Genomic DNA, 12,936 nt, shown 5'->3' with positions numbered 1-12,936 from the left:
TCGTCACTCCGTGAGGTCGGTCAACCGGGCGAAGGCGCGCTCCCGGGTCAGCAACGACCCGGTCATCGCGGCCGCGTCGGACAGCAGGAACAGCAGCGGGCCGACCACGTCGGCGGGCTCACCGATGCCGGTGGTCTCCCGCCAGTGGTCGAAGTCGGCTCCGGCGTTGGCGGCCCGGAACTGGTCGGTGTCGATCACTCCGGGCGCGACGATGTTCACCCGGACCCGGTGCTCGGCCACCTCGGCCGCCAGCGTCCTGGCGAAGGCGGTCAGCGCCGCCTTGCTCGCCGAGTACGCCGCCGCCTGCGGGAAGCCGGTCGCGGCCAGGCCCGAGGTGAACACGACGACCGACCCGGCCGACCGCTCCACCATGTGCGGTACGACGGCCTGGCAGACCCACACCACGCCGTCCAGGTTCACCTGCAGCGTCCGGGTCCACTCGGCCGGGTCGGTGTCCAGTACGGCGCACCGCGGCTGCACGGCCGCACCGGCGACCAGACCGTCGATCCGGCCGTGCCGCTCGATCACCGACCCGACCGCCTTGAACACCGCGGCCCGGTCGGACACGTCGACCTCGACGTACTCGACCCGCTCGTCGGCCGGCGCGCTGATGTCCAGCACCACCGCCGTACCGCCGTTGGCCACGACGGCCGACGCCAGCGCGGCACCGATGCCGTGCGCTCCACCTGTGACGACCACGACCTCGCCGGTCGCGTCGAAGCTCACCTTCATGTCGACGTCCCCTTCTGCTTCGAGGTCATCGTCTCGGTGATCCGCTGCACCGCGCCAGCCAGGTGGTTGCGCAGGGCCTGCTCGGCGGCGTCCGGGTCGCGCGCGACGCAGGCGTCCAGGATGGCCTGGTGCTCCTGCCGGTTCTGCTCGATCTGGAACGGCGTCTGCCGGCTGCCGAACCGGTACCGCTCGCTGTTCTGCCAGACCGGCTCGATCGCGCGGGCCAGCCACTGCGAGCCACCGGCTCGGTAGAGGGCGAAGTGGAAGTCGGCGTGCGCCTGCCGGGCGCCGATCGAGTCGTCGGCCCGGGACAGCCGCAGGTGCTGCTCCAGCGCCGCGATGGCCTGCTGCTCGTCGGCCACCGCGAAGTGCTCAGCAGCAGCCCGTACGGCGAGACTCTCCAGCGCCAGTCTGGTCTCGTGCGTGTCGTGCAGGTCCTCCAGCGACAGCTCGCGGACCCAGGCACCCCGGTGCGGGATGATGTCGACCAGGCCGAGCGCCTCCAGCCGGCGCAGTCCCTCGCGGACCGGCATCTGGCTCATCTCCAGGCGGTTCGCCAGCTCGACCAGGCGCAACGGCGTACCGCTCGGCAACTCACCGGACAGGATCAGCTGGTGCAACTCGGCAGCGGCAGTCTCAGCGAGCGTACGGCGGCCGCCACGGCCACCGCCGGGCAGGAGCTCCAGCCGGCTGGTCACGACAGCTCCTGGTAGGCCAGCGTGTTGCGCAGCTCGCCGATCTTGTCCGCGCGGGTGACGACCTCGTCGCCCTCCTTGAGGAACACCTGCGGCTCCCGGGCGTTGCCGATGCCTGCCGGCGTACCGGTCAGCAGGAGGTCGCCCGGCCGCAGTGTCATCCCGAAGGAGAGCTCACTGATCAGCGTGGCGATGTCGTAGGCCATCTGCTTGGTCGAGGCGTCCTGCATGACCTCGCCGTTGAGCAGACAGGTCAGCCGCACGTCCTGCGGGTCGCCCAGCTCGTCCGGCGTGACGATCCACGGGCCGAGCGGCATGGTGGCGTCGATGCTCTTACCCTTGAGCCACTGGCCGCCGTGCGCCCGCTGCAGGTCCCGCTGGGAGACGTCGTTGGCCAGTGTGTAGCCCCACACGTGGTCCAGCGCGTCCTCGACCTTGATGCTGCGGCCGGTCCTGCCGATCACCAGCGCCAGCTCGGCCTCGTAGTCCCACTTGGCCGACAGGGCCGGGTCGTAGGCGATCGGGTCGTACGGACCGACCACCACGTCCGGGCCCTTGGTGAAGAACGTCGGGTGCTCGGGCCGGTCGACGTCCTGGCCCTCCCGCTTGCCGCGGCTCTCCTCGAAGTGGTCCCAGTAGTTCCAGCCGGTGCAGAGGATGTCCCGGCGGAACCGTCGCAACGGCGCCCGCAGGTCCTGCTCCCGGTAGGGGATCCGCTCACCGGTCAGCACCGCGTCGGTACCGGCCTCGATCACGGCCACCACGTCGTCGTACGGGAGCAGGACGACCTCGTCGCCGTCCAGTACGCCGGGCCGCTCGGCTCCGGCGTACATCACTGTCACGAATCTCATCTCACACCCACTCGACGCCACGCATGCGATCACCACCTGTCCTTGTCAGGGTCATGCGACCACCGCGATCGCGGAGATCTCGATCAGGTAGTCCGGGTGGGCCAGCTTGCTGACCTCGACCATGGTCGAGGCCGGCAGCGGCTCGTGGAAGTAGCGCGCCCGGACCTCGTGGATCTTGGCGAAGTCCTCCATGTTGCGCACGTACACGTCCACCCGGCAGACGTCGTCCAGCGTGCCGCCCGCCTCGCGGACCGCGGCCTGCACGTTCTCGCAGACCTGCCGGGTCTGCTCGCTGACGTCGCCGACGCCGGCGATGCTGCCGTCGGGCCGGCGCGCGGTCATCCCGGAGACGAACACCAGCCGCCCGGTCGCCTCGATCGTGGTCGCCTGCGAGAACACCCCGTTCGGGCTGCGCAGCTCGGCGCTGGTCAGTTGGGTCTTCGGCATCAGTTCTGCACCCCTCCGGTCGGAACCACGGCGCCCACCGCGCGGGCCGCCGCCAGCAGACCGTCCAGACCCGACCGCTCGATCAGGACCCCGGTCCGCCGCTGCTGCCGGGCACGATCGGCCTCGATCTCGCCCGGCAGGTACAACCTCTCGACGCCGGGCGCGGTCGCACTGCCGCGGACCCGCTCGGCCAGTGCCGACGACCGCTCCCGGAACCCCTCGATCCCACCCAGCAGCTCCGGGTCGATCGCGAGGAACAGGTGCGCGCAGTCGTTCGGCCGGTCCGGCTCGCGGTAGAGCGGCCGAACCTGGTCCCCCCAGCCGCCGCCACTCAGTACGCCGGTCAGTACGTCGATCATCAGCGCCAGCCCGAAGCCCTTGTGGCCCGCGGCCGGCAGCAGCATTCCCAGTACGGCGGCCTCGGGATCGGTCGTCGGTACGCCGGAAGGATCGGTCGCCCAGGTGTCCGGGATCGACCGCCCGGCCGACGCCGCCAGCCGGATCTTGCCCAGGGCAACAGCCGACAGGGCCATGTCCAGCACGATCTCCGCGCCGGCCTGCGTCGGTACGGCGATCGCCAGCGGGTTGTTCCCGACGATCCGCTCGGCGCCACCCGGCGCGGGCATCAGCGGCGTCGTGTTCGACATCGCGATCCCGAGGCAGCCGGCCTCGGCGGCCTGGACCGCCCAGCGGCTGGCCGCGCCGAAGTGGTGCGCGTTGCGGACCGAGACCAGCCCGATCCCGTACCGGCCCGCCCGGTCGATCGCGAGCCCCATCGCCTGCGGGCTGGACAGCTGCCCCATCCCGCCGCGCGCGTCCGCGACGATCGCGGCGCCGGCGTCGTGCACGACGTCCAGCTCGCGTTCCCGGGTGACACCCCCGGCGTTCAGCCGGTCGACGTACATCGGGACGAGCATGATGCCGTGGGAGCTGACCCCGCGCAGATCGGCCTCGACCAGCGAGTGCGCGATCTGGGCCGCGTCGGCGGGCTCGAAGCCGAGCGCGGTGAACACCGCGGAGACGGTCGCCTCCAGCCAGGCCGGGCGGACCAGCACGCGCCGGTCGGCGTCCGACGCCTGGGTCGTCACCGGGTCTCCTCGGCCCACGGCAGCAGCAGGTGCTCCAGCAGGACCAGGAGGTAGAACAAGACGATGCTCATGATGCTCAGCAGACCGATCGCGGCGAACGCCAGCGGGGTGTCGGCCGAGGAACCGGAGTTCCAGATCACGTAGCCCAGGCCCTCGGTGGAGTTGGCGAACTCACCGATCACCGCCCCGATCACGGCCAGCGAGATCGCCACCTTGAGCCCGGTGAAGATCTGCGGCAGCGCGTAGGTCAGCCGGAGCTTGAAGAACTCCTGGGTCCGGCTCGCCTTCAGCGACCGGAGCAGCTCGACCAGCTCGGCCGGGGTCGACTTCATCCCCTGCGCGGTCGAGATCACGATCGGGAAGAAGCAGACCAGCAGCGCCATCGCCATCTTGGGGACCTGACCGAAACCCATCCAGATCACCAGCAGCGGCGCGATCGCGATCTTCGGGATCGCGTTCACCGCCAGCAGCAGCGGGTAGACCAGGCGCTCCAGGAACGCCGAGCGGACGATCACCAGCGCGATCGGGATCCCGACCACGATCGCCAGGCCGAACCCGGCCAGCGCCTCGATCATCGAGATCCAGGTCTGCTGCAGCAGGTAGGCCGGCTGGTCCAGGAAGCGTTGCAGGACGTCGTACGGGCTGGGCAGCAGGAACTGCTCGATGCCGAAGGCAACGATCACCAGCCACCACAGCGCGATGGTGATCACCACGCCCACCACGGGCAGCAGGATCGCGCTGGTGCGCGACGTCGTGAGCCACGAGGACCGACGGCTCATCGCGTCGCCTCGGGAGCGTCCACCGGGTGCGTCTTCTCGGCCAGCAGGCCGTGCAGGCGGCCGCTGATCTGCGCCACCTCGGTCAGGTGCGCGTTGGTGCCCAGGCTGCGCGGCCGCGGGATGTCGATCTCGACCACCTCACGCAGCCGGCCCGGGCGGGGCGTCAGCACGACGACCCGGTCGGCCAGCAGCACGGCCTCCTCGATCGAGTGCGTGACGAACACGATCGTGGTGGCCAGTTCCATCTGGATCCGCTGCAGCTCGTCCGACATCTCGGTCCGGGTCAGCGCGTCGAGCGCCGAGAACGGCTCGTCCATCAGCATCACCTGCGGCCGGCGGATCAGTGACCGGCACAGCGACACCCGCTGCTGCATGCCGCCGGACAGCTCGTGCGGCAGCCGCTTCTCGAACCCGGACAGCCCGACCAGCTCGAGCAGCTCGTGGGCCCGTTGCTTGTACTCCTTGCGGCCGGTGTCGTCACCGGAGATCTCCACCGGGAGCATCACGTTCGACAGCACCGAGCGCCACGGCAGCAGCGCCGGGCGCTGGAACATGAACGACACGTCCCGCCGCGGTCCGGCGACGGGCTCGCCCGCCACCGTGACCGCGCCGTACGTCGGCGGGAGCAGCCCCGCGATCAGCCGGAGGAGTGTGGACTTGCCACACCCCGACCGGCCGATCAACGTGACGAACTCGTTCTGCCGGACGTGCAGGTCGATCGCGTCGAGCGCCTGGACCTGGCCCCCGCGACCTTCGAAGACCTGACCCACCCCGTCCAGCTCGATCATGGTCAGCCCTTCGGAGCCAGGGCGTCGTTGACCACGTCGGACGGCTTCATCGCACCCTTCGGCTTGACCGCTTCGGCCTCCTCGAGCAGGTTGATGACCTTCTGCACCCGGTTCGGGTCGACCTCACCGAGCGCACCGCTGAAGTCGTCCGGCTTCACGTACGGCTTCATCAGCTGGAGCTCGGCGGTGGCCACGTCGACGTTGGTGTTCGGCACGTACTTGGCCAGGATCTTGGCCGCCCCGGCCGGGTCGTCGATCGCGTCCTGCAGACCCTTGAACAACGCGGTGGTGAACTTCTTCACCTGGTCCGGGTGGTCCTTGGCCAGGTCGTTCCGGGTGATGATCGCGTTGCCGTACAGGTCCGGCAGCAGGTTGCCGTACGGCAGTACGACGGCCTTGCGCTTCTTCGAGTCGGCCTTCTCCACCAGCGGCACCCCGACCACGAACTGGCCGATACCGTCCACCTTGCCGCTGGACAGCAGCTGCGGCAGCGCGGGCGGCGGGTTGGCGACGAACTTGGTCAGCTCCGGGTCGATCTTGGCGGCCTTGGCGTAGACCGGGAACATCACCTGGTTGGTGGAGCCCGGCTGGTCACCGATCTTCTTGCCCGGCAGGTCCTCGGGCCGGTTGATCGTGCCGCCCTCCAGGGCGACGATCGCGGCCATCGACTTCTGCTGGACCATGCCCACCGTGGTGACGGGCAGCTTCTGGTTCCCCAGCGTGATCACGGTGGCGGTGAAGTCACCGATTCCGTAATCCGCCTGACCGCCGGCGACCAGCTTCAGCACGTCGACCGTGCCGCTGCCCGGAGTGATGGTGACGTCGAACCCGGCGTCCTTGAAGTAGCCCTTCTCGAGGGCGACATAGGCGTAGGCCTCACGGCCGAAAGTTCCGAAGGAGGTCAGGTAACTGACCTTCTCGAGGGATGTGTCCCCGTTCTGGCCAGTCTTGCTGTCATTGCACGCGCTCACCAGAGCTAGTGCGAGGACCGCCACCCCAGCGACGGCCGAACGTCTGAACCTCATGCTGGATTTCTCCTCTCCGATATTTGATCAAACATCAAATATGGAAGAGCGGTCAATCGGCCCTCGGGGACTTCACAGGGACTTTACGTCCACCGTGCGGGTCCCCTCAGAACCCTTGTGCCGCCCGTCCTGGAGCCGTTTCCCCATGCCTGTCCTGTCCGGACGGGCATCCCGCCCCGACCACAGACCGTACCGGTCCGGACAGCAGATCGCGACGTCCGATCGGGACCAATGTGTGCCTTCCGCGACAAATTTGCGTAAACCCGTCACGGGCTGTGACTCACGTCATGCAAACGCTCTCTCTCGTGGTGGCGTCGCCGGCTCCCTCTCTCGGGGGAACTGGTTCACCCCGCGGAGGGAGGGCCGCGGCCTGCTCCTTTGACAGGATGGAGACGTGGCGAACGTGCTGTTTCGCGGGTCGACGTACCTGCGCTGGGTCTACCTGCTGCTGGGTGCTGCCCTGGTGCTGGCGTTCGTCCTGGTCGACAGCGCCCTCGTCTCCCTCCTCCAGGACCTCGCCCTCCCCCAGCTCCTGACCGTGATCCTGGTCGCCGTCGTCGTCGTGGCCCCACCGGTCCTCCTGGGCGTCCTCCCCGCGGTCCGCGAGGTCGAAGGCATCGCCGTCGAGTCCCTCCTCGGCGTCAAGTTCGACGAACGCCCCCTGGGCCCGTCCCGCACCTGGCCACAACGCCGCCGTACGACGCTCTGGTTCTGCCTGCACCTGATCACCGGCGGCTTCGTCGGCATCCTCAGTACGGCGGTCATCGGCTTCGGCGCGGTGTTGCTCGCGGCCCCCTTCCGCACCCCGGGCGCCCGTGAACTGGTCCCCGGGATCGACTACCACGTAGCCGGCCGCTGGACCGACCTCTGGATGCCCCTGGCTGCCGTAGCAGGCATCGTCGCCATGTTGTTGCTCTCGGCCCTCGTCGGCGCCCTGCTCGCCTACTCGGCCCCACGCGTCCTCGGCCCGACGCCCGCCGAGCGCATCGAGCTCCTCGAACGCCGTACGGCGACGCTTGCCGAGCGCAACCGTCTGGCCCGCGAACTGCACGACAGCGTCGGCCACGCACTCAGCCTCGTCACCATCCAGGCCGCCGCCGCCCGTCGAGTACTCGCCACCGACCCCGCCTTCGCCGAGACCGCCCTCGCCGCCATGGAGACCTCGGCTCGCGCCGCGCTCGCCGACCTCGACCACGTCCTCGGCCTCCTCCGCGACGACCGCCGCCCAGGTTCCGCGACCGCGCCCCAGGCGACCCTCGGCGACGTCGCCCGCCTGGTCGAGGCGACTCGTGCCGGCGGGATCACCGTCGAGGTGCACCACTCGGGCGACCTGTCGACCCTGCCGGCCGCCGTCTCCCGCGAGGCGTACCGGATCGTCCAGGAAGGCCTCACCAACGCCATCCGGCACGCCGGCCGCCCGGCCGGTGACGTCGAGGTGGACCTGTCGATCAGCCTGGACTCCTCCGGGCTCCTGCTCGAACTGACCAACCCGGTCGGCTCCTCCCCCGCTGCCGTGGAGGGCGAGTCCACCCGCGGCGGCCGGGGCCTGGCCGGGATCCGTGAAAGGGTCGCCGTACTGCGAGGAACGGTCGAGGCCGGCCTCGACGGCGGCCGCTGGCGGCTCGCGGTCACCCTCCCGGTGGCGGTGACGAAAGGATGAGTGTGGACATCTCGGTGGTCGTGGTGGACGACGAACCGCTGATCCGCAGCGGGCTGCGCGCGATCATCGACGCGGAGCCCGACCTGACCGTGGTCGGCGAGGCGGGCGACGGCGCCGAGGTCCTGCCGCTCGTACGCCGTACGGGCGCGGACGTCGTACTGATGGACGTCCGGATGCCGGCCCTCGACGGCATCCAGGCCACCCGTCTGCTGCTCGACGCCCTCGACCCCGCGCCGCGTGTCCTGGTCGTCACCACGTTCGAGAACGACGACTACGTGTATGACGCGCTGCGCGCCGGAGCGTCGGGCTTCCTGCTCAAGCGCACGCCTCCCGACGACATCATCGCGGCGATCCGCACGGTCGCAGGCAGCGAGTCGCTACTGTTCCCGGAAGCGATCCGCACCCTCGCGCTGGCCCACGTCGACCAGCAGGAGCGCAAGCCGCTGGGCCTGGGCCAGTACGACCTGACCGACCGCGAGCAGGAGGTCCTGCGCCTGATGGCCAAGGGTCTGTCGAACGCCGAGATCGCCGGCGAACTCGTCCTGGGCGTCCAAACCATCAAGACCCACGTCGCCAACCTCCTGGCCAAACTAGGCGCCCGCGACCGAACCCAAGCCGTCATCCTCGCCTACGAGTCAGGCTTCGTCCCCCTGCACTAACCTTCAGCCCAGACAACCTCGGTCCGAGGTGTCAGCTGTCGGCCAGACCTTCCTCGGCCAGCGTGCAGGCATTGTGGACCGGGTCGACCGCGTCGGCCTGCCGGGCGACGCGCTGGAGGAGCATGCGGAAGATCAGCCGCTCCCCGTCGTCCAGCCCGCCCATCACCTCGTCCTCGGTCGCGCGCAGGCGGCGTTCCAGGTCGCAGTGCAGCTCGGCGCCCTTCGGCGTGGCGACGATCAACCGGGCGCGACGGTCCGCCGGGTCCGGCTGGCGCTGAACCAGGCCCGCCTTCTCCAAGTCGTCCAGCAGGTACGTCATCACCGTGCGGTCGATCTCCAGCTGCGCGGCCAGGTCGAGCTGCCGCTTCGGGCCCTCGGTGTTGGCCGTCGCGAGCACCTGGTAACCACGCGGGCCGCCCGGCACGTCCTCGAGCGCGAGCGCGCTCTGCTTCACGTACCGGCGGAACACCACGCCGAGCGCCCACCCGAGGTCGGCCTCGACGGACGTGCCGCGGGCCCCCTGGGTCGTGCTCGTCTCAGGCGATGAACTGGTCACGAGATCCATCGTACGTGGTGTATGCCACCCGGAATACGATCTGATTTGAATATGTTCTGTTCGACAGACTATCTTCGAGACAGCTCACCCGAGCCTGCCCCCTCTGGAAGGAACGACATGACCACCCTGCTTCGCATCGACGCCAGCCTCCGGCTCGACGGCTCCGTCAGCCGCGCGCTCGCCGACAGCGCTGAGGCGGCCTGGAAGTCCGAGCACCCCAACGGCGTCGTCGTCCGGCGCGACCTCGGGCTGCACCCGATCCCGGCCGGTGTCTGGCCCGCGCTCGTCACCGAAAGGTTCGGTTGGGAAGCCCCGGCCGGCGCGGACTTCACCGACCCGGCCGAGGCCAAGGCGATCGCCGGCGACGTGATCGCCGAGTTCAAGGCCGCCGACGCGGTCCTGTTCGCCGTACCGCTGTACAACTACGGCATCGCCCAGAACGTGAAGACCTACATGGACCTGCTGCTCACCGACCAGGAGCTGCTGGCCGGTACGGCGGTCGCCGGCCGACCGATCATCTTCACCCTGGCGCGCGGCGGCGGCTACGGCCCCGGCACGCCGAAGGAAGGCTGGGACCACGCCACGCCGTACCTGAACCGCATCTTCGGTGAGGTCTTCACCATGAACGTCCGTACCGCGGCCGCCGAACTCACCCTCGCCCCGGTCACCCCCGGCATGGAGGAGCTCATCGACCTGTCCAAGGTCTCCGAGCAGGACGCCCACACGACGGCCGGCGAGCACGCCGCCGAGGTCGCCCGCACGCTCACCAGCACCGCCGCCTGAGCCACAGGCAGATCTGACCTCGCCTGATCCATCCGAGTGCCGAGCTCGAGCCGGCACCCGGGGCGGTCAGACGGTCCGCCAGGCCGACACCGTGACCGACAAGGTCACCTCCGTCGGATCAGCCAGTACGCCGATCCGCTCCGCCCGCGCCTGCCGATCCAGGTGCCGCGCGCTCGGCGTCATCCCCACCAACTGCTCGATCGCCTCGTGGTCGAGCCGCATCGCCGTCTCCACCACGCGCTGGTCGACCCGCTCGAACCCAGTCAGTGACTCGACCAGCCGCCGTTCCTTCTCGCCATCGACGCTGACCATCCCGAGTACGTCGATCAGCTCGCCCAGATGCTGCTGATTGGGCGTCACCACGAGCAACGTCCCACCCGGCGCCAGCACCCGGGCCATCTCCGCAGCGTTCCGCGGCGCGAACACATCCAGCACCACGTCAGCCACCCCGTCCCGCACCGGCAACTCCCGCCAGGCATCCGCGACGACGGACCCGATCCCCGGATCCACCTTCGCCGCCCGCCGCGCCGCGTACCGCGAGACGTCCACCGCGATCCCCCGCCAGCCGGTGCCGACCACCCCGGCCAGGTAGTACGCCGTACCGGCCCCGACCTCCACCGCGAGCGGCTGGCCGTCCGCCTTCGGAAGGCCGTCCACCAGAGCCTCACGAATCGGCGCGAACCAACCCCGGCTCAGAAACTCGGCCCGCGCATCGACCATCTCCGCGCTGTCACCGTCGATCCCAGTCGATGCCGAGGGCAACAGATTGAGATACCCCTGCTTGGCCAGATCGTAGGCATGCCCCGCCGTGCACCGCGCCGTACGCTCGCTCAGCTCCAGCCCGTCACCACACACCGGACAACGCAGGACAGCTACCAAGTCAGCACGCACGGCCTCATTCTCCCCCGGCGACTCACCGGCCCGCACTCCGCCGGGCGCAGGCCGGAGCGAGTGGCTAGCCGGCAGGCTTCTTCAAGACCTCGATCAAGCTGGTCACGCTGTCGTCGCCATGACCAGCCGCAGTGCCTCGCCGGAAGATCTCCAGGACCGCCGCCGGCAACGAGGTGTCGACCCCTGCGTCTACGGCGGTCTGCAGGACGTGATCGACGCTCGCCACTCCCATCGCGAGCTTCTCGATGTCGCCCGGGTACTCACCCGCGTCGATCCGCTGGGTGTAGAAGGCCAGGAAGGCGGGCATTCCGGACAGCACGGATGACGCGGACGGCAGGATCTCCTCCGCCCGGACCCCATGGGCATCCGCCAGCGCGAGAGCGTGCAGCCAGCCGGTCACTGTCGTCCAGAACAGATCCATCCCGATCTGGTAGTACAACGCCGCCAGCCCTGGATCCTCGCCCCGGTAGTCCGTGCTGGTCAGCACCTCCAGGGTCTCCCGGTGCGCGTCGAAGGCCTCCTTGGACCCGCTGTAGAAGGTGGAGGCGCCAGGCTGCCCGATGTCCGGGGGTGAAGCCTGCACACCTCCGGACAGATACCGGGCTCCGTGTTCCGCGGCCCACCGCGCAGCGCTGCGGGCACTCTCGGGTGTGTCCGAGCTGAGGTTGACGAGGACCCGGCCGGACAGCATCGTGGTCGCCGGCTCGAGCACGTCGTACATCGCCTGGTGGTCCGTCAGGCTGAGGACAACCAGTTCACTCGCGGCGAGCGCGTCGCCGGCAGTGGCGGCCAGGCTTGCCCCCGCGGTCACCAGTTCGTCCGCTCTGCCCGCGGTCCGGTTCCAGACGGTGACCCGGTAGCCCTTGCCGAGGAACGCTCCCGCCATCGCCCGTCCCATCGGGCCGAGCCCGATGACCGACACCTCCTGCGTGCTCATGCCTGGTACGCCGTCTGCGCCGGCTTGCGGAGGACCTCGGTCAGCGCCGAGATGCTGTGGTCGCCGTGGCCTGCGTCTGCTGCTCGCCGTACCAGGTCCTGCAGAGGAGCGAGCCAGGCCGTGTCGACGTTCGTCTCCTCGGCCAGGTCTTCGTCATGGGCCGCACCCGCGAGGAAGAGGTTCACCGAGGAGGCGGCATCGGTGTAGTCGCCGCTGTCGATCTCCTGGGCGTAGACCGGCAGCAGGGACTTGATCATGTCCAGCCACTTCCCGGCGTACCGCACCATGCTCGCCGCCTCCAGTCCACGGGACTGGACCACAGCGGCTCCCTGGAAGAACCCGACGAGTGCCGGGAGCAGCATGGCGCCCACCGCCATCTCGTACAGGGCGGCGAGGTCGGGCTCGGCCCCGAGATGGACGGTGTCGCCGCCCAGCACCTTCAGCGTCGTCTCGTGCTCGTCGAAGAGCGTCCTGTCGCCGCCGTAGTACAGCAACGTGTCCGCCGCTCCGACGGCCGAAGGCACGTTCTTGACCGCTCCGGCCAGGAACCGGGCGTCGTGGCCGGTCGCCCAGGCAGCCATGGCGTGAGCACCGGCGGGGGAACCGCTGTTCAACGTGATCAGTGCGCGCCCCGCCAGTACGGCGGCGGCCGGCTCCAGTGCTGAGCGGGTGTCCTCGAAGGTGGTCAGGCAGGTGATGACCAGCGGGCCAGACTCGACCGCGGCCTGGACTGTCTGGGCGTGGACGGCTCCCTTGGCCACCAGCGGTGCCGCCTTGGCCGGTGTGCGGTTCCACACCGTTGTCGGGTGCCCGGCGTCGAGCAACGCCTCGGCCAGCGCCCGGCCCATCGATCCCAGCCCGATGACGGCCACGGGGGTGGGGGTGTCCAAGGTCATGCGTCGCTCCAGTCAGCAGGCGGATGGGTCGAGCACCCTCGAGATGGGTCGGCTCGACGAGATCGGGAGCAGCACGCGTCCGGCGCGGCCCGTTGCTCCATCCTTGATTCCCACAGACAATTCAGCAAGTACCGACATTTTTGTCCGGT

At 69.7% G+C, this 12,936-nt stretch carries 15 protein-coding genes; 3 read left to right on the top strand and 12 right to left on the bottom strand.

Going from position 1 to position 12,936, the window contains the following annotated elements:
• Positions 1–3: 3 nt before the first annotated feature.
• The 8 genes from ACYVIO_RS24090 to ACYVIO_RS24055 are packed head-to-tail and all read right to left on the bottom strand — an operon-like array spanning position 4 to position 6,405.
• Positions 4–732, bottom strand: a complete 729-nt coding sequence (locus tag ACYVIO_RS24090) for an SDR family NAD(P)-dependent oxidoreductase (protein WP_460653126.1) — start codon at positions 730–732, stop codon at positions 4–6.
• The gene (locus tag ACYVIO_RS24085) at positions 729–1,430 is read right to left on the bottom strand and encodes a GntR family transcriptional regulator (RefSeq protein ID WP_460653125.1); all 702 of its coding nucleotides are present in this window, start codon (positions 1,428–1,430) and stop codon (positions 729–731) included. The genes ACYVIO_RS24090 and ACYVIO_RS24085 overlap by 4 nt, the downstream gene beginning before the upstream one ends.
• Positions 1,427–2,278, bottom strand: coding sequence for a fumarylacetoacetate hydrolase family protein (locus ACYVIO_RS24080; protein WP_460653124.1), 852 nt, complete (start codon positions 2,276–2,278; stop codon positions 1,427–1,429). Before ACYVIO_RS24080 ends, ACYVIO_RS24085 begins: the two co-directional genes overlap by 4 nt.
• 51 nt (positions 2,279–2,329) lie before the next feature.
• Complete coding sequence (locus ACYVIO_RS24075) at positions 2,330–2,725, bottom strand: RidA family protein (RefSeq protein WP_460653123.1); 396 nt, start codon at positions 2,723–2,725, stop codon at positions 2,330–2,332.
• A complete protein-coding gene (locus ACYVIO_RS24070) occupies positions 2,725–3,813 on the bottom strand; it encodes an Ldh family oxidoreductase (RefSeq protein ID WP_460653122.1) in 1,089 nt (362 codons plus the stop codon). The genes ACYVIO_RS24075 and ACYVIO_RS24070 overlap by 1 nt, the downstream gene beginning before the upstream one ends.
• Positions 3,810–4,592, bottom strand: coding sequence for an ABC transporter permease (locus ACYVIO_RS24065; protein ID WP_460653121.1), 783 nt, complete (start codon positions 4,590–4,592; stop codon positions 3,810–3,812). Before ACYVIO_RS24065 ends, ACYVIO_RS24070 begins: the two co-directional genes overlap by 4 nt.
• A complete protein-coding gene (locus tag ACYVIO_RS24060; RefSeq protein ID WP_460653120.1) occupies positions 4,589–5,380 on the bottom strand; it encodes an ABC transporter ATP-binding protein in 792 nt (263 codons plus the stop codon). Before ACYVIO_RS24060 ends, ACYVIO_RS24065 begins: the two co-directional genes overlap by 4 nt.
• Positions 5,381–5,382: 2 nt before the next feature.
• A complete protein-coding gene (locus ACYVIO_RS24055) occupies positions 5,383–6,405 on the bottom strand; it encodes an ABC transporter substrate-binding protein (RefSeq protein WP_460653119.1) in 1,023 nt (340 codons plus the stop codon).
• A 394-nt stretch (positions 6,406–6,799) separates the two neighbouring features.
• Between ACYVIO_RS24055 and ACYVIO_RS24050 the strand changes: the two genes are divergently transcribed.
• Both ACYVIO_RS24050 and ACYVIO_RS24045 read left to right on the top strand, forming a co-directional pair.
• Positions 6,800–8,065, top strand: a complete 1,266-nt coding sequence (locus ACYVIO_RS24050) for a sensor histidine kinase (RefSeq protein WP_460653118.1) — start codon at positions 6,800–6,802, stop codon at positions 8,063–8,065.
• The gene (locus ACYVIO_RS24045; RefSeq protein ID WP_460653117.1) at positions 8,062–8,724 is read left to right on the top strand and encodes a response regulator transcription factor; all 663 of its coding nucleotides are present in this window, start codon (positions 8,062–8,064) and stop codon (positions 8,722–8,724) included. The genes ACYVIO_RS24050 and ACYVIO_RS24045 overlap by 4 nt, the downstream gene beginning before the upstream one ends.
• Positions 8,725–8,755: 31 nt before the next feature.
• Here ACYVIO_RS24045 and ACYVIO_RS24040 read toward each other — a convergent pair whose 3' ends face one another.
• Positions 8,756–9,289: a MarR family winged helix-turn-helix transcriptional regulator gene (locus ACYVIO_RS24040; RefSeq protein ID WP_460653116.1), complete on the bottom strand. Its 534-nt coding sequence runs from the start codon at positions 9,287–9,289 to the stop codon at positions 8,756–8,758.
• A 108-nt stretch (positions 9,290–9,397) separates the two neighbouring features.
• Between ACYVIO_RS24040 and ACYVIO_RS24035 the strand changes: the two genes are divergently transcribed.
• Positions 9,398–10,063, top strand: a complete 666-nt coding sequence (locus ACYVIO_RS24035) for an FMN-dependent NADH-azoreductase (RefSeq protein ID WP_460653115.1) — start codon at positions 9,398–9,400, stop codon at positions 10,061–10,063.
• A gap of 66 nt (positions 10,064–10,129) precedes the next feature.
• On the opposite strand, the gene ACYVIO_RS24030 is transcribed toward ACYVIO_RS24035, so the two are convergent.
• The 3 genes from ACYVIO_RS24030 to ACYVIO_RS24020 all read right to left on the bottom strand — a co-directional run bounded on the left by ACYVIO_RS24030 (position 10,130) and on the right by ACYVIO_RS24020 (position 12,787).
• Positions 10,130–10,954: a putative RNA methyltransferase gene (locus tag ACYVIO_RS24030; RefSeq protein ID WP_460653114.1), complete on the bottom strand. Its 825-nt coding sequence runs from the start codon at positions 10,952–10,954 to the stop codon at positions 10,130–10,132.
• Between the two features lie 64 nt (positions 10,955–11,018).
• Entirely contained in the window at positions 11,019–11,891 is an 873-nt protein-coding gene (locus ACYVIO_RS24025; protein WP_460653113.1) for an NAD(P)-dependent oxidoreductase, read from the bottom strand.
• Positions 11,888–12,787, bottom strand: coding sequence for an NAD(P)-dependent oxidoreductase (locus tag ACYVIO_RS24020; protein WP_460653112.1), 900 nt, complete (start codon positions 12,785–12,787; stop codon positions 11,888–11,890). The genes ACYVIO_RS24025 and ACYVIO_RS24020 overlap by 4 nt, the downstream gene beginning before the upstream one ends.
• Positions 12,788–12,936: the final 149 nt, after the last annotated feature.

Source organism: Kribbella endophytica, from assembly GCF_054781295.1.
Note: the sequence above shows the minus strand (reverse complement) of the source record. Positions and strands in the feature narration are given on the sequence as shown.

Excerpts from the sequence above, each read along its gene's own strand:
- ACYVIO_RS24090 (WP_460653126.1), bottom strand. The coding sequence starts at position 732 with ATGAAGGTGAGCTTCGACGCGACCGGCGAGGTCGTGGTCGTCACAGGT.
- ACYVIO_RS24080 (WP_460653124.1), bottom strand. The coding sequence starts at position 2,278 with ATGAGATTCGTGACAGTGATGTACGCCGGAGCCGAGCGGCCCGGCGTA.
- ACYVIO_RS24075 (WP_460653123.1), bottom strand. The coding sequence starts at position 2,725 with ATGCCGAAGACCCAACTGACCAGCGCCGAGCTGCGCAGCCCGAACGGG.
- ACYVIO_RS24065 (WP_460653121.1), bottom strand. The coding sequence starts at position 4,592 with ATGAGCCGTCGGTCCTCGTGGCTCACGACGTCGCGCACCAGCGCGATC.
- ACYVIO_RS24060 (WP_460653120.1), bottom strand. The coding sequence starts at position 5,380 with ATGATCGAGCTGGACGGGGTGGGTCAGGTCTTCGAAGGTCGCGGGGGC.
- ACYVIO_RS24055 (WP_460653119.1), bottom strand. The coding sequence starts at position 6,405 with ATGAGGTTCAGACGTTCGGCCGTCGCTGGGGTGGCGGTCCTCGCACTA.
- ACYVIO_RS24045 (WP_460653117.1), top strand. The coding sequence starts at position 8,062 with ATGAGTGTGGACATCTCGGTGGTCGTGGTGGACGACGAACCGCTGATC.
- ACYVIO_RS24040 (WP_460653116.1), bottom strand. The coding sequence starts at position 9,289 with ATGGATCTCGTGACCAGTTCATCGCCTGAGACGAGCACGACCCAGGGG.
- ACYVIO_RS24035 (WP_460653115.1), top strand. The coding sequence starts at position 9,398 with ATGACCACCCTGCTTCGCATCGACGCCAGCCTCCGGCTCGACGGCTCC.
- ACYVIO_RS24025 (WP_460653113.1), bottom strand. The coding sequence starts at position 11,891 with ATGAGCACGCAGGAGGTGTCGGTCATCGGGCTCGGCCCGATGGGACGG.
- ACYVIO_RS24020 (WP_460653112.1), bottom strand. The coding sequence starts at position 12,787 with ATGACCTTGGACACCCCCACCCCCGTGGCCGTCATCGGGCTGGGATCG.